The organism is Streptomyces sp. NBC_01352, from assembly GCF_036237295.1.
Lineage (GTDB): Bacteria > Actinomycetota > Actinomycetes > Streptomycetales > Streptomycetaceae > Streptomyces > Streptomyces plumbiresistens.
In genome coordinates, this window is record NZ_CP108354.1 from 9,474,572 (window position 1) to 9,489,507 (window position 14,936).

The window sequence follows — 14,936 nt, forward strand, 5'->3', positions numbered from 1 at the left end:
GCGATCCGTGCCCTCGGTCAGCGTCGGGCATGTCCCCGTCGAAAGGGAACATCAATCACCGAGTTGTGATCGTTCGGGACGGCTCCACCGGCCGGGGCAGGTTCGGCTCAGTGCCCTTGTCTCTTGAGGAGGTCGCGTGTCTCTGGAGGGAGTTGCCCAGCTGTCTCTGGGGGCAGACGGCGGAGCCGGACTGAGAGTACTGGCTGCGCGGTGGCGCCGCGCCGGTCCGCGAGATGGACGGCTCGCTCGCCGCCACGCCGCTTCCCCGGCCGTCGCGGTACCGGCCCGGCGTGCACGCCCGCGTGCTGCTGATCGCGGCCGGCCTCAGGGGTGTGGCTGAGCGGGAGCTCACCCGCCCGGCTTGACCAGCCCCGTCTCATACGCCAGGACGACGGCCTGGGCGCGGTCGCGCAGGGTCAGCTTGGCGAAGATGCGGGCCACGTGGGACTTCACCGTGGCCTCGCTCAGGGTCAGTTCGGCGGCGAGCTCGGTGTTGGACAGACCGCGGCCCAGCAGGGTCAGGACCTCCAGTTCGCGGGGCGTGAGGGCGCTGAGATCCGCGGGCACGGCGGACGGACCCTCGCCCTGGGAGGCGAAGCGCTCCACCAGGCGCCGGGTGATGGACGGGGCGAGCAGGGCGTCGCCCGTGTCGACCAGCCGTACCGCCGCCGCCAGGTGTTCCGGCGTGACGTCCTTCAGCAGGAAGCCGCTGGCTCCGACCGACAGCGCGGTGTACACGTAGCGGTCCAGGTCGAAGGTGGTCAGCATGAGCACCCGGCAGCCCGGGGCGTGTTCCAGGATGCGGCGGGTGGCCTCCAGGCCGTCCATGACGGGCATGCGGATGTCCATCAGCACGACGTCCGGCTCGAGTCGGCGGGCCATCGCCACCGCCTCGGCGCCGTCGGCCGCCTCCCCGACCACCTCGATGCCCCGTGCGTTCAGGATCAGCCGGAAGCCGGTGCGGATCAGGTTCTGGTCGTCGGCGACGAGCACGCGGGGCGTCCGCCCGGCCGCCGTCACGGGCGGTCCAGCGGGATGCGCGCCCGGACCCGGTAGCCGCCGCCGAGCCGGCGCCGGGCGTCCAGGTCTCCGCCGTACACTGCGACCCGCTCGCGCAGTCCGAGCAGCCCGCGTCCCGTGCCGTCCCGGTGCCGGGCTGCCGTCCGCGCGGGCGCGGCGCCGGTCAGGACGCTCGGGCCGGTGTTGAGCACCTCCACGCGCAGCGCGTGGTCCGCGTACCGCACGGTCACCTCGGCCTTCCCTCCGTCACCGTGCCTGAGCGCGTTGGTCAGCGCCTCCTGCACTATCCGGTACGCGGTCACGTCGACGCCCTGCGGCAGCGGGCGCGGCTCCCCGGAGATCCGTACCTCGACGGGCAGCCCGGCGAAGGAGATCCGGTCGACGAGCGGCCCGAGTCGGTCGAGGCCGGGCTGCGGAGCCAGCTCCACCGAGTCGCAGCCGTCGCCGGGCGGGCCGGGATCCACGTCCTCGCCGCTCGCCGAGGGTGCCAACAGCCCGAGCAGGTGCCGCAGATCGGTCATCGCACCCCGTCCCGCGTCCTCCACCGCCCGCAGCGCCGCCGCGGCCTCGTCCGGCATCGTGCCCAGCACCTCGCGGGCAGCCCCGGCCTGCACCACCATCAGGCTGACGTTGTGACTGACGATGTCGTGCAACTCCCGGGCGATACGGTCGCGTTCGGCCGCGACCGCGGAGCGTGCGGCGCTCTCCCGCTCCCGCTCCAGCAGCCAGCCGCGCTCCCCGACCGCCGCCTGCCACCGGCGCCGCGTACGCCACAGCGCGACCGCCAGCCCGACGGCCGCCGCGCACGCCACCCCCAGCGCCGCCATCAGCGCGTTCGTCTCCCCGTTCCCCACGGGCATCACCTTGGCAGACCGGCACGGGATCCGCATCAGCCTGTGGATCCAGGGCCCTGCATCTCCAGGATGAGCGGGCGCCCGATGTGCCATCCGTGGAGGGATGTTCAGGCCGCCGTACCCTCCGTAGCGTCTTGTGCATGATCACTGAGGAGAGCACATGACCACTGGGGAGAACAGGGGAGAGACCGTCGTACGGCTCGACGGTGTGCGCAAGGAGTACGGCGAGACGACCGCGCTGGACGGAGTGTCGCTGGAGATCCGGGCGGGGGAGGCGGTTGCCGTGATGGGGCCCTCGGGCTGCGGCAAGTCCACCTTCCTCAACATGATCGCCGGGCTGGACCGGCCGACCGGCGGCACGGTCGTCGTCCACGGGGAGAACGTGGGGGAGTTGAGCGAGAAGGGCCTGGCGCTGTACCGGCGCCGCCGCATCGGCATGATCTTCCAGTTCTTCAACCTCGTCGACGACCTGTCGGCGCTCGACAACGTGGCGCTGGCCGCGCAGTTGACCGGCACCCCGGCCCGGCAGGCCCGCCGCCGCGCCTTGGAGCTCTTCGACGAACTCGGCATCGCGGACCGGCGCAACGCCTACCCGGCGGTGCTCAGCGGCGGCGAGCGGCAACGCGTCGCCGTGGCACGGGCGTTGATGAACCGTCCGGCCCTGCTGCTGGCCGACGAGCCGACCGGTGCCCTGGACAGCCGGGCCGGCGAGCAGGTGATGGACCTGCTGCTCGATCTCAACCAGATCGGCCAGACCCTGATCCTGGTCACCCACGACGCGCACCTCGCCCGGCGCTGCGCCGGCCGGCTGGTCGAGTTCGCCGACGGCCGGGTGACCGGCGAGCACACTCTGGAGCCGTCCGCATGAGGGCGGTGTGGCGGGCCGCCCGCGCGGCGGTGCGGCGGCGCAGACTCCAGACCCTGGTCATCGCCCTGGTCACGCTGACCTCGACGGCGGCGCTCGTGGTGGCGCTCGGTCTGCTCGACGCGGCCTCCGCGCCCTTCGACAGGGCCTTCGGCAAGCAGCGCGGCGCGCACGTGGCCGCCGCCTTCGATCCCGCCAGGGTCTCGGACGCGGAGCTGGCGCGGACGGCCCGGCAGCCCGGCGTCGAGGCCGCCGCCGGGCCCTTCGCCCAGGCCGCGGTCGAACTGCCGCGCGCGACCATGAACTTCGGACTCGGCACCGACCTCACCGTGGTGGGCCGGGACGACCCGGCGGGCCCGGTGGGCCGGCTGGACCTGTGGGCGGGGCGCTGGGCCACCGGGCCGGGGGAGGTCGTCCTGAACCGGCAGTCCGACTGGAGCGCCGACGACCTCGGCAAGAAGCTCCGGGTGCCCGCGGGCCCGGACCTCACCGTCGTCGGGTTCGCCTTCGACCTCGGCCGGACCGCGGACGCCTGGGTCGCCCCCGAGCAGATCGCGGCCCTGCACCCCACGGCCACGCAGATGCTCTTCCGCTTCACGGACGCCTCCTCGCAGGACCGGCTCCGCGCGAGCCTGGCCGCCGTCACCGACGGGCTGCCGCCTGGCGCGCTGACCGCCTCGCAGTCGTACCTCACCCTCAAGCAGCAGATCGGCAGTTCGGCCCGCGCGTACACCCCCTACCTGATGGCCTTCGGCATCCTCGGCATCGTGGTGGCGGTGCTCATCGTCGCCAACGTCGTCAGCGGCGCGGTGATCTCGGGCTTCCGGCACATCGGCATCCTCAAGGCCCTCGGTTTCACCCCGGGTCAGGTGCTCGCCGTGTACCTCACGATGATCTCCGTGCCCGCGGTCGCCGGCTGTGTCCTGGGCACCGTCGCCGGGAACCTGCTGGCCCGCCCCTTCTTCGAGTTCGTCTTCATGGGGCCGGACGCCGGTGTCTTCCACGACAGCGTGGGCATCGCGCCCTGGGTGAACGTCCTCGCCCTGCTCGGCATGCCCGGCGTGTGCCTCCTCGCCGCGCTCGCCCCGGCGGCACGCGCGCACCGGCTGCCCGCGGCGCGGGCCATCAGCGCGGGCAGCGCCCCGCGCGCCGGACGCGCCCTCGGCATCCAGCGGCGCCTGGCGGGCAGCAGGCTGCCGCGCTCGGTGAGCCTGGGAGTCGGCCTGCCGTTCGCCCGGCCCGGACGCAGTGCCCTCACCCTCGCCGCCGTCGTCCTGGGCGTGACCAGCGTGACCTTCGCGACCGGTCTGGCCGCGTCGATGACCAGGTTCGGCGAGGCGGGCCGGGACGCCTACCAGGTCACGGTGTACGTCGGCGCGTACAAGGACGGCAAGGAGATCCGGCCCACGCACACCGACCCCGAACTCGAGTCACTGCTGCGGTCCCTGCCCGGCGCGGAAGAGGTCACCGCGAGGGCGGACATGGAGGTGCGGATGGCGGGCTCCGCGCAGGAGGTGATGCTGGAGGGCCGCCGGGGGGACCGTCCGTCGCTGGACAGCGTGCTGACCGAAGGCCGGTGGATGCACCGGACCGGCGAGGTCGTCGCCGGCTCGGCCTTCCTGCGCCGGAACGACCTGCGGGTCGGCGACCGCTTCCGCCTGGAGAAGGGCGACCGGCACGAGACGGTGGTGATCGTCGGGCAGTACATGCACAACGACCGCCGACTCGTCGTCACCGGCCAGTCGACCCTGACCGCCCTGGCCCCCGAGGAGAAGCCCATCGCCTACCACGTCAAGCTCCGCGACGGAGCCGATCAGGCCGCCTACGCCCGCGCGGCCCGGGCCGCCGATCCCGGGATCAGCCCGGACCCGGTCGGCGCCAACACCGTCACGCAGACCATCGTCGGCTCGGCATCGGTACTCACCGTGATGCTCGCCGTGGTCGCCTCCCTCGGCGTCTTCAACACGGCCGTCCTCAACACCCGCGACCGCCGCCGCGACCTCGGCATGCTCAAGTCCATCGGCATGACACCCCGGCAGGTGACGGCGATGACGGTGACGTCGATGGCGGTGCTCGGCGCCCTCGGCACCGTGGTCGGCATACCGCTGGGCATGCTCGGCCACGAGCTGGTCGTACCGCGGATGGCGGACGCCGTGGACATCACCCTGCCCGCGTACATGACGGACGTGTGGCAGGCCTCCGCCCTGCTTGCCCTCGCCCCGGCGGGTGTGGTGATCGCGGTCCTGGGCGCGTACCTCCCGGGCCGCCGAGCGGCACGGCTGACGGTCGCACAGGTGCTGCACAACGAGTGAGGGCCCACGACTGCTCCGCCCTCACCGCGTGGCCTCAGCCGGCGCTGACGTTCGAGGTGAGCAGGCGGAGCAGCTGCTTGGCGAGGGCGTCCTGCTCCGGGGTCAGGCCCATGGCGTCGCCGATGGCGAGGGGGACCGTACCCGCCCGTTCCCGGAGCCGGGCGCCGGCCTCGCTGAGGCGGATGGCGACGGAGCGCTCGTCGTCCGGCCGCCGCTCGCGGTGCAGGAGGCCGTTCGCCTCCAGGCGCTTCAGCAGGGGCGACAGCGTGCTGGACTCCAGCTGGAGCGAGGCGCCCAGCTCGCGCACGGAGATCGAGTCCCGCTCCCACAGCACGAGCATGACCAGGTACTGCGGATAGGTCAGCCCCAGCTCGTCCAGCAGGGGCCGGTAGCGCGCCGTCACCGCGCGGGAGGCGGCGTACAGCGCGAAGCAGAGCTGGTCGTCCAGGAGCAGCGACCCTTCGGCCGGTTCGGGGGCTGTGCTCACGGCTCGGCTCCTGGTCTCTGTGCTGGTCATCGGTGCTCACCACCCTATCTTGAAGTCCTCTCGATTCTATCGTCCTCTAATAAGTAGAGCACAAATAGTTAGGGTGCTAATAAGTTGCGCACGACTGAATCGAGCGCTACTGTGCATCTGTGTCGCCGCTTCGGAAGCCCCGCCGGAGTCTGACCGCGGCACCCGATCCGAGGAGATCGTCATGACCGAAACCCGCCCGGTTCTCGAGCCCGCCGCCCAGGCCTTCGCCGAGGCGACCGCGAATCCGCCCTACCTCTTCGACCTGGCGCCCGCCGAGGGCCGCAAGGCCGTCGACGAGGTGCAGTCCGGCGAGATCGAGAAGCCGGAGATCGACGAGGAGTGGATCACTGTCGAGGGCGGTCCGACGGGCAGTGTCCGGGCCCGCATCGTCAAGCCGGCGGGCGCCACCGGGACCCTGCCCGTGATCGTCTACATCCACGGCGCGGGCTGGGTGTTCGGCAACGCCCACACCCACGACCGGCTGGTCCGCGAACTGGCCGTGGGCGCGAACGCCGCCGTGGTCTTCCCGGAGTACGACCTCTCGCCCGAGGCCCGCTACCCGGTGGCCATCGAGCAGAACTACGCGGTCGCCCAGTGGGTCGTGCAGCACGGCGCGTCCAAGGGCCTGGACGCCACCCGCATCGCGGTCGCCGGTGACTCGGTCGGCGGCAACATGACCGCCGCGCTGACGCTGATGGCCAAGGAGCGCGGCGATGTGCCGCTGGTGCAGCAGGTGCTGTTCTACCCGGTGACCGACGCCGCCTTCGACACCGGCTCCTACCACCAGTTCGCCACCGGCTACTTCCTGCGCCGCGACGGCATGCAGTGGTTCTGGGACCAGTACACGACCGACGAGGCACAGCGCGCCGAGATCACCGCCTCCCCGCTGCGGGCCACCACCGAGCAGCTCACCGGACTGCCCCCGGCCCTGGTCATCACCGGCGAGGCCGACGTCCTGCGCGACGAGGGCGAGGCCTACGCCAACAAGCTGCGCCAGGCCGGCGTCCCCGTCACCGCCGTCCGCTACCAGGGCATCATCCACGACTTCGTGATGCTCAACGCGCTGCGCGAGACGCACGCCGCCGAGGCCGCGATCAACCAGGCCGTCAGCACGTTGCGCACGGCGCTCGGCACCGCCTGACACCGGCTGGTTGGTCCCGAGGGAACAGGGGCACGTCTGAGAAGCGTGCCCCCTCCGTCCTCATCCACCCGGGAGAACAACCCGTGATCGACCTCGGCCGCATCCGCCTGTTCTGCACCGGTCTCGGCGCCGCCGACGCGACCGCCCTGCTGCTGGTGCACGGCTGGGGCGGGGACGGCCGGGAGTGGTCGCCGCACGCGGAGGCGCTGGCCGACCGATTCCGGGTGGTCGTGCCCGACCTGCGCGGACACGGCCGCTCAGAGGTACCGGCCGAGGGCAACACGCCGGCAGAGATGGCGTCGGACCTGGCCGCGCTGATCGACGCGCTCGGCACCGGCCCGGTGGTCGCGGTCGGGCACTCCATGGGCGGGCAGGTCGTCAACCTGCTGGCCGTCCAGCACCCGCACACCGTGCGGTCGGTGATCGCCCTCGACCCCGCCCACGGCGCCCACGGCGAGGAGGCCGAGCGGATCCCGGCCCGGCTCGCCGACTACCGCGCCCGCGGCTCGCGCCCCGCGGCCGACTTCGTGGCCGCGGCCTTCGCCCCCAACGCCCCGGCAGGGCTGCGCACCGCGCACGTCCGCACCATGCTCGGCACACCCGACCACGTCGTCGCCCAGGCCTACGCCGGGATGTACACCGACCCGGGAGCGGTGGGCGTACGCCCGCACAGCGAGCGGTACCTGAGCCACCGCACCCGGCCGGCGCTGACCGTATGGACGTCGGCCGAGGCCGCCGCCTGGGAACGCGGCACCCTGCACGTGCCCGGTTCACGCGTCGACCACTGGCCGGGAACCGGGCACTACCTCCACGAGGAACACCCGCGGCGCACCGTCCGCCTCGTCGAGGACTGGGCGGACTCCGTCACCAACGCGGCAGTCTGAGCTCGTACTCCGGCTGGATCCGCCGCATGTAGCCGGTGTCGTCGCGGCTGCGCATCCCGGAGTCCACGTACAACCGGTGCAGCCGGTCCAGGGCGTCGTGGTCGAGTTCCACGCCGAGACCGGGCCCGGTCGGCACTTCGACCGCTCCGTCGCGCAACTCCAGCGCCCCCGGGACGATCACGTCGTCGGCCGAGTTCCACGGATAGTGCGTGTCGCAGGAGTGGTCGAGGTTGGGGAGGGCGGCCGCCACGTGGGTCATCGCGGCGAGGCTGATGCCCAGGTGGGAGTTGGAGTGCATGGACAGCGCGAGCCCGAACGCCTCGCAGACGGCGGCCAGTTCACGGGTGCGGCGCAGTCCGCCCCAGTAGTGGTGGTCGGTGAGCAGGACCTGGATCGCGTCCTGCTCGATCGCCGGCTTGAGGTGTTCCCAGGCGATCACGCACATGTTGGTCGCGAGCGGCAGCGGCGAGTCCCGCGCGACCTGAGCCATGCCGGGGATGCCCTTGGTCGGGTCCTCCAGGTACTCCAGCACGCCGTCCAGTTCACGGGCGACGTACGTCGACGTCTTGACCGTCCAGGCGGTGTTGGGGTCCAGCCGCAACGGCTGCCCGGGGAACGCCTCCGCCAGCGCCTTGATCGCGGCGATCTCCTCGTCGGGCGGGAAGACCCCGCCCTTGAGCTTGAACGAGCCGAAACCGTACCGCTGCTGCATCAGCCGGGCCTGCTCGACGATCCCCGCCGGATCCAGCGCCTCCCCCCAGTCGTCGCCGACGGCGGCCCGGCCGTCGAGAGCCGGGTGTTCGGCCCACTTGTAGAAGAGGTACGCCGCGAACGGCACCGACTCCCGCACCGCGCCGCCGAGCAGGTCGACGACCGGCCGCCCGAGCAGCCTGCCCTGTGCGTCGAGGCAGGCCACCTCCACCGCGGAGGTGGTCCAGCCGCGTTCGTGGGAGCTGGGCACGGTCGGCAGCAGGGCGGCGTCGATCGCGGCCGCGACGGCCGTCGTGTCGAAGACGTCCATGCCGACGACCACCTTCGCCGCCGCCCGAAGCCGCTCCAGACGGGCGGTGCCACCCGGTGACTCACCGAGGCCCACCGTGCCGTCCTCCAGAACGAGTTGGAGGATCACGCGCAGGGCGAGGGGCTCGTGGACGCCGTTGGAGTTGAGCAGCGGAGGGTCGCGGAAGGCGATCGGGGTGACGATCAGCTCCCTGATCCTGGTGGGCTTCATGCGCCGACCACCTCCAGGCCGTGGTCGATGAGTTTCGCGAGCCGGGCGACGTGCTCCGGCGTCGGGTCGACCAGCGGCGCCCGTACGCCGCCCACGTCCAGGCCGCGCAGGGTCACCCCGGCCTTGACCAGGGCCACGGCGTATCCGGGGACCTCGTCACGCAGCTGGACCAGTGGGCCGTAGAACTCGTCCAGGAGCGTGTTGACCAGCGCCTCGTCCCTCTCCCCGAGGGCCCGGTGGAAGGCCAGGGCGATCTGAGGGGCGAAGGCGAAGACGGCGGAGGAGTACAGGTCGACGCCGATGCCGCGGTAGGCGGGTGCGGTCATCTCGGCGGTGGGCAGGCCGTTGAAGAACTGGAAGTCCTGCCCGTCCGGCAGGGCGCGCACGGCCCGGACGATGCGGTGCATCCGTTCGATGTCGCCGAGCCCGTCCTTGAGGCCGACGACCCCGGGCAGGGCGGCGATCTCGGCGGCGGTCGACTCGGTGAGGCGGGCCGTGCCGCGCTGGTAGAAGACGACGGGCAGGCCGGTGGCCTCGGTGACCTCCTTGACGTACCGCACCAGGCCCTGCTGCGGGGCGCTCACCAGATAGGGCGGCAGCAGCAGGATGCCGTCGGCGCCGGCGCGTTCGATGCGGGCCGCCTGGTCGCGGGCGACCGGTACGGGACCGCCGGCCGCCGCGAGGACGGGCACCCGCCCCGCGGTCGTCGCCACGGCGATCCGGGTCGCCCGCTCGATCTCCTCGGGCGTCAACGCGTGGAACTCGCCGGTGCCGCAGGCGACGAACACGCCGCCCGCGCCGGCCGCGACTCCGGCCTCGATGTGCCGGGCGAGCCGCTCCTCGTCCAGCGAGCCGTCCGCGGCGAACGGCGTGACCGGGAAGAACAGCACTCCGTGGAACTTCATGTCTCCCTCGTAACTGGGGTGTGGGGGGTTCGGGTCCTCGACGGGATCAGCCCTTGGTGGCGCCGGCGGCGATGCCGGTGACCAGCGAGCGCTGGAGGAGCAGGTAGACGATCAGGCTGGGGATCAGGGCGATGACCGCCCCGGCCAGCACCACCCCGGAGCCGACCTCGGGGTCGGTGCGCAGGATGGACAGGGCGACGGTGACCGTGTAGTCGGTGGGGTCCTTGGAGGCGATCAGGGGCAGCAGGTACTGGTCCCAGATCATGACGAAGCCCAGCACCCCGGCCACGCCGAGGGCGGGCTTGCACAGCGGCAGGACCACCTGCCACAGCATCCGGAACTCGCCCACGCCGTCCAGCCGGGCGGCCTCCTCTATCTCCGTGGGGATGTCCTTCATGAACTCGGTCAGCAGCATCACGGAGAAGCCCCAGGCGCCGAGCGGCAGGATCACACCCCACGCCGTCCCCTTCAGGTCCAGGCCGACCACCGGGACATGACCGAGGACCAGGGACAGCGGGATCGCGATGACCTCCTCGGGGAGCATCATCGTCAGCATGAACAGGGTCAGCACGAGGGCCTGGCCACGGAACCTGTGCCGGGCCAGCGCGTACGCGGCGAGCACCGACACCGCGAGCTGGAGCAGCAGCGCGCCGCCCGCTATGACGAGGGAGTTGGTGAAGTAGTCCCAGATCCCGCGCTCGCCGGCCACCTTGAAGTTCTGCAGCGTGCTGTCGTGCGGGAGGAAGGAGAGCGAGGAGCCGCTGGCGTGCGTGGTGAAGGCACCGGAGACGATCGTCAGGAACGGTGCCGCGAAGATGCCGAGGGCGATCGCGCAGAGCAGGATGCGCAACGCCCAGCCCACGCCCGGACGGTCGCTCCAGCCGAGGGCGGTGTCGAAGCGGGCGGGGGTGGCCCGCTGCTTGAGCGAGGGCTTCCCGGCCGGTGATCCGGGCACGGACGTGCGGACGGGGTCGATGGCGGGTGCGCTCATCGCACGTCTCCCCTCTTGCGGAAGTAGTTGACCGTGACGGTCAGCAGCAGGGTCACGCAGAGCAGCACCACCGAGGCCGCGGAGGCCCCGCCGATGTCGTTGCGGGTGAAGCCGAGGGTGTAGGCGCGGGTCATCCAGACCTCGGTGGACCCGGCAGGACCGCCGCCGGTCAGGACGTACACCTCGGTGAACACCCGCAGCCCGCGGATCGCGGCGAGGGTCAGGACGATGCCCAGCGCGGGACGGATCGCGGGCAGCGTCACATGACGCAGCCGCTGCGACAGCGAGACGCCGTCCATCGCGGCCGCCTCGTACAGGGTCCGGTCCACGCCCGCCAGGCCGGCGAGGATGATCACCATGTTGTACGGGGCTAGCATCCAGACGGCCATGACCATCGTCGCCCACAGCGCGGTGTCCGGGTTGTCGAGGAACTGCGCGGGCCCGAGCCCGAGGAAGCTCAGACCGTGGTTGATCAGGCCGTCGGAGGTCGGGTAGTACAGCAGCCGCCACATCTCGCCGACCACCGCGGTCGCCGTGACGACCGGCAGGAAGACGGCCGTACGCATGATCTTCAGGGAGCGGGCCTGGCCCTCGAGGAGCAGGGCCAGGAGGAAGCCGACGAGGATGGCGCCCAGCGACTGGCCGAGGCCGAGCAGGAGGGTGTGGCCGATCGCGTCCTGGAAGCGGTGGTCGGTCAGGACCCGGGTGTAGTTGTCGAGGCCGACCCACTTGTCACCGAGGAAGGGCCGTACGTCGAAGAAGCTGAGCCAGATGCCCTTGCCCATGGGCAGGAACTTGAAGACCAGGGCGAGCAGCAGGCCGGGGGCGAGGAACAGCCAGGGGAGCACCGACCTCTTGGCGAGGACTCTGCGCCGCCGGGGCGTGGTGAGGGTCGCGGTCATTTCAGCAGGTCCTGGTCCTTGAGGTCTCCGGCGAGGGTGTCGTTGAGTTCCTTCAGGCCCGAGGCGACGTCGCTGCCGCAGTACGTGAAGATCGCGTTGAGGCTGTCCGCGGTGTCCTGCTTGATCGGGGCGAAGTCCGGCGCGTTCGGGAACTGCTGAGAGGCGTCCTCGTAGGCCTTCTGCACGACGCTCCAGCGGGGGTCGTCGCGCACCGTCGCCGCGTCCAGGGCGGAGTTGACGGGGATGCGGACGACCGGCTGGTGGCCGTCGACGCTGGTCATGGCGATCCGCTGGCCCTCGGGAGAGATCAGGAACGCGGCCAGCGCGTGCTCCTGCCTCGCCTTGCCGGTCCTGGCGCCGAAGTAGACGTTCTCGCCGTCGGCCAGCACGTCGGACCCGGCGGGCCCTGCGGGGGCGGCCACGACCTCGTACGTGTCCTTGCCGGGCGTGGCGTCGAAGGTGGTGATGTTGTACGGGCCGGTGAGGTACATGCCCGCGTTGCCGTCCTGGAAGTTGGTGGCGTTCGCGGTGACGGCCGTGAGGGCACCCGGCTGGACGACGTTCTTGGCGCCGCAGAAGAGGTTGTCCTTCAGCCAGGTGACGGTCCGTACGGCGGCGGCCGAGTCCATGGCGGGGCGGTAGCGGCCGTCGCCGTCCGGCTCGATGATCCGCGCGCCGCCCTGCCACAGGTAGCTGGCGCCCCACCAGGCGGCGTAGCCGTTCTGGGCGCTGCCGGGGACGACCATGCCGTAGGTGTCGGCCTTGCCGTCGCCGTCCGGGTCCTCGGTGGCGAAGGCCTTGGCGACCCGGAGCATCTCCTGCCAGGTCGTGGGCGCCTCGAGACCGAGTTTCCGCAGCCAGTCCTTGCGGATCATCAGGGTCTGGGCCTGGCGGGAGTACGGGATGCCGTAGTGCTTGCCGTCGACGCCCACCGTGGAGGACCAGGTCTTGGCGGTGATCTGGGCGTGGCCCGCGATCGCGTCCGGGGTGATGGGCTTGAGCAGGCCCTGGCTCTGGTAACTGCCCATCAGAGCCGTGTCGTTGATCATGACGTCCGGCAGGTCCTTGGTGGACGCCCGGCTCTGCAGCTGCTGGTCGAAGTTGACCACCGGCTGATAGTCGATCTTGATTCCGGTCTTCTTGGTGAAGGCGGCGAAGACACGGTCGTAGGTCGCGGCGGCGTCCGGATTGCTCCGGGTCCACACCTCCAGGGTGTTCGGGCCACCGGAATCGGTGCTGTCGGAACCGGAGCCACAGGCGGCCGTTCCGAATACCAAACCCGCGACGGTCAGGGTGGTAGCCAGGCGGCGACTTCGTCGGCGATCGCCCATGGGCACTCTCCGTTCATATCCGTGAACTTGCTTCACGAATCTAAATGATCGCCCAAGCTACGAATCGTTTCACCCGCATGTCAATACATTGCTGAAACATTTCACCAGCGCCACACACAGGCCGGGGCGGCGGTCGTCGGACCCGCTCCCGACGAAAACGCGTTGTCACCGGCGAGCCGGCCGCCTACCGTCTCCGGCGTGCTGCCCCTGGTGGAAACGGACGAGGAATGGGACGCGGTCGTCCCGGACGAGACGGTCATGCGGGCCGGCGCGCAGGATCTGTGCGCACGACTCGGGTTGGCCGGCGCACCACTGACCCGCTTCACCGAGGGGACACAGCCGGTCTACGCGGTGGGCGACGACCTCGTCCTCAAGCTCTTCCCCGCGGCCGCCGCCCAGGACGGCATCGCCGAGGGCCGCGTCCTGTCCCACCTCCAGGGACTGCTGCCCGTGCCCACCCCCCGGGTGCACGACGTCGGCCCGTACGAGAACGGCTGGCAGTACGTCCTGATGTCCCGCCTGCACGGCGAGAACCTGGCCCAGGTCTGGGGACGGCTGCCGCGCGCCGACCAGGAACGGTTCGTCGCCGACATCGGCGAGACCCTCGCCGTGCTCCACGCCCTCGACCCCGCACCCCTCACGGACGTCCTCGGGCCCGGGGACTGGGGCGCGTTCCTGGACCGTCGCCGCGCGGCCGCCGTGGAACAGCAGCGCCGGCACGGGCTGCCGGCCGCGTGGCTGGAGCAGATCCCCGGCTTCCTCGCCTCGGTCGCCCTTCCCCGCGCCCCGCGGCCCGCCCTGTTGCACACCGAGGTCATGGCCCAGCACTTCCTCGTCGACCCCGAGGGCCGCCGGCTGACCGGCCTCTTCGACTTCGAGCCGGCCATGATCGGCGACCGGGCCTACGACTTCGTCGGCGTCGGCCTCTTCGTCACCCGCGGCGACCCCCGACTGCTGGCCCGCCTGACCGCCTCGTACGGCCACGCCTTCGAGCCCGCCGACCTGCTCGCGTACACACTGCTGCACGTGTACAGCAACCTGCCCTGGTACCTGCGCGAACTGCGCGCGCCCTCCGACGGAACGCCCGCCTCGCTCGCCGAGGCATGGTTCGGTACGGCGTGACGCACCAGGGGCCCGGTGACGTGGCGGCGCGCCTCACCGGGCGCCCGGTCACCGCGGTGCGCCCGCTGTCCGGAACACTCGCCGAAGTCACCCTCGACGGCGGCCGGGTGGTCATGGTGAAGCTGGGGGAGGAGCCCCGCGCGGTCGAGGCCGAGGCGGCCGGGCTGCGCTGGCTGGCCGAGGCGAGCGCGGTCCGTGTCCCGGCGGTGCACGGTCACGAGGGACGTCGGCTGGTGATCGACCGGGTTCCGCAAGGCCGGCCCACCGCCGCCGCGGCGGTCCGGTTCGGCCGCGATCTCGCCGCCCTGCACGCCGCCGGGGCCCCCGCGTTCGGCGCCCCGCCGCCCGGCGGCCCGAGGGACGCGTACATCGGACTCGCCCCGATGCGGAACACCGACGGCGGCGACTGGCCGTCCTGGTACGCCGAGTACCGGGTGCTGCCCTACCTGCGCCGCGCGGTGGACGACGGAACCGTCCGCCCCGTCGAGGCGGCCGTGATCGAAGAGGTCTGCGCGCGCCTGCCCGAGCTCGCTGGCCCACCCGAACCACCCGCCCGGCTGCACGGCGACCTGTGGAACGGCAACGTCCTGTGGGGCGACGACGGCGAGGCCCGGCTGATCGACCCGGCCGCGCACGGCGGCCACCGCGAGACCGACCTCGCGATGCTCCACCTCTTCGGCTGCCCCCACCTGGACCGGGTGCTGGACGGCTACCAGCAGGCGGCGCCGCTCGCCCACGGCTGGACGGACCGCATCGGCCTGCACCAGCTCTTCCCGCTCCTGGTGCACGCCGTGCTCTTCGGCCGCGGCTACGCCGAACAGGCCCTGGCACAAGCACGAACGGCCCTGGCGCGCTGATCCG

The 14,936-nt window shown here is 72.0% G+C and carries 14 protein-coding genes; 6 read left to right on the forward strand and 8 right to left on the reverse strand.

Annotation, left to right across the window (positions count from 1 at the left end; all coding sequences use genetic code 11):
• Positions 1 to 348 precede the first annotated feature (348 nt).
• Entirely contained in the window at positions 349 to 1,020 is a 672-nt protein-coding gene (locus tag OG252_RS43450; RefSeq protein ID WP_329343103.1) for a response regulator transcription factor, read from the reverse strand.
• Positions 1,017 to 1,874 carry a sensor histidine kinase gene (locus OG252_RS43455; RefSeq protein WP_329343105.1) on the reverse strand — a complete coding sequence of 286 codons (858 nt, stop codon included), beginning with the start codon at positions 1,872 to 1,874 and terminating at the stop codon, positions 1,017 to 1,019. Before OG252_RS43455 ends, OG252_RS43450 begins: the two co-directional genes overlap by 4 nt.
• A 160-nt stretch (positions 1,875 to 2,034) precedes the next feature.
• On the opposite strand from OG252_RS43455, the gene OG252_RS43460 reads away from it, so the two are divergent.
• Both OG252_RS43460 and OG252_RS43465 read left to right on the forward strand, forming a co-directional pair.
• The gene (locus OG252_RS43460) at positions 2,035 to 2,742 is read left to right on the forward strand and encodes an ABC transporter ATP-binding protein (RefSeq protein WP_329343107.1); all 708 of its coding nucleotides are present in this window, start codon (positions 2,035 to 2,037) and stop codon (positions 2,740 to 2,742) included.
• Positions 2,739 to 5,051 carry an ABC transporter permease gene (locus tag OG252_RS43465; protein WP_329343109.1) on the forward strand — a complete coding sequence of 771 codons (2,313 nt, stop codon included), beginning with the start codon at positions 2,739 to 2,741 and terminating at the stop codon, positions 5,049 to 5,051. Before OG252_RS43460 ends, OG252_RS43465 begins: the two co-directional genes overlap by 4 nt.
• Before the next feature lie 34 nt (positions 5,052 to 5,085).
• Here the strand turns inward: OG252_RS43465 and OG252_RS43470 are convergent, their stop codons facing one another.
• Positions 5,086 to 5,568 (reverse strand): MarR family winged helix-turn-helix transcriptional regulator, encoded by a 483-nt coding sequence (locus OG252_RS43470; protein WP_406491454.1) that lies wholly within the window; start codon positions 5,566 to 5,568, stop codon positions 5,086 to 5,088.
• Between the two features lie 181 nt (positions 5,569 to 5,749).
• Here OG252_RS43470 and OG252_RS43475 point away from each other — a divergent pair, with 181 nt between their 5' ends.
• Both OG252_RS43475 and OG252_RS43480 read left to right on the forward strand, forming a co-directional pair.
• Positions 5,750 to 6,709, forward strand: coding sequence for an alpha/beta hydrolase (locus OG252_RS43475; protein ID WP_329343113.1), 960 nt, complete (start codon positions 5,750 to 5,752; stop codon positions 6,707 to 6,709).
• 83 nt (positions 6,710 to 6,792) lie between these two features.
• On the forward strand, positions 6,793 to 7,593 hold the full coding sequence (locus OG252_RS43480; RefSeq protein WP_329343115.1) for an alpha/beta fold hydrolase: 801 nt from the start codon (positions 6,793 to 6,795) through the stop codon (positions 7,591 to 7,593).
• On the opposite strand, the gene OG252_RS43485 is transcribed toward OG252_RS43480, so the two are convergent.
• Genes OG252_RS43485 through OG252_RS43505 form a run of 5 tightly spaced genes read right to left on the reverse strand, consistent with a single transcriptional unit; the run spans position 7,574 to position 12,953 of the window.
• Complete coding sequence (locus tag OG252_RS43485) at positions 7,574 to 8,824, reverse strand: glucarate dehydratase family protein (RefSeq protein ID WP_329343116.1); 1,251 nt, start codon at positions 8,822 to 8,824, stop codon at positions 7,574 to 7,576. The two genes, OG252_RS43480 and OG252_RS43485, sit on opposite strands and share 20 nt — an antisense overlap.
• On the reverse strand, positions 8,821 to 9,729 hold the full coding sequence (locus tag OG252_RS43490) for a 5-dehydro-4-deoxyglucarate dehydratase (protein WP_329343118.1): 909 nt from the start codon (positions 9,727 to 9,729) through the stop codon (positions 8,821 to 8,823). Before OG252_RS43490 ends, OG252_RS43485 begins: the two co-directional genes overlap by 4 nt.
• Positions 9,730 to 9,775: 46 nt before the next feature.
• Entirely contained in the window at positions 9,776 to 10,720 is a 945-nt protein-coding gene (locus OG252_RS43495) for a carbohydrate ABC transporter permease (RefSeq protein WP_266444467.1), read from the reverse strand.
• Entirely contained in the window at positions 10,717 to 11,622 is a 906-nt protein-coding gene (locus tag OG252_RS43500) for a carbohydrate ABC transporter permease (protein ID WP_329343121.1), read from the reverse strand. The genes OG252_RS43495 and OG252_RS43500 overlap by 4 nt, the downstream gene beginning before the upstream one ends.
• Positions 11,619 to 12,953 carry a sugar ABC transporter substrate-binding protein gene (locus OG252_RS43505; protein ID WP_329343123.1) on the reverse strand — a complete coding sequence of 445 codons (1,335 nt, stop codon included), beginning with the start codon at positions 12,951 to 12,953 and terminating at the stop codon, positions 11,619 to 11,621. Before OG252_RS43505 ends, OG252_RS43500 begins: the two co-directional genes overlap by 4 nt.
• A gap of 198 nt (positions 12,954 to 13,151) precedes the next feature.
• Between OG252_RS43505 and OG252_RS43510 the strand changes: the two genes are divergently transcribed.
• Together OG252_RS43510 and OG252_RS43515 are read left to right on the forward strand one after the other, a co-directional pair.
• Positions 13,152 to 14,075 carry a phosphotransferase family protein gene (locus OG252_RS43510; RefSeq protein ID WP_329343125.1) on the forward strand — a complete coding sequence of 308 codons (924 nt, stop codon included), beginning with the start codon at positions 13,152 to 13,154 and terminating at the stop codon, positions 14,073 to 14,075.
• Complete coding sequence (locus tag OG252_RS43515; RefSeq protein WP_329343127.1) at positions 14,072 to 14,932, forward strand: fructosamine kinase family protein; 861 nt, start codon at positions 14,072 to 14,074, stop codon at positions 14,930 to 14,932. The genes OG252_RS43510 and OG252_RS43515 overlap by 4 nt, the downstream gene beginning before the upstream one ends.
• Positions 14,933 to 14,936: the final 4 nt, after the last annotated feature.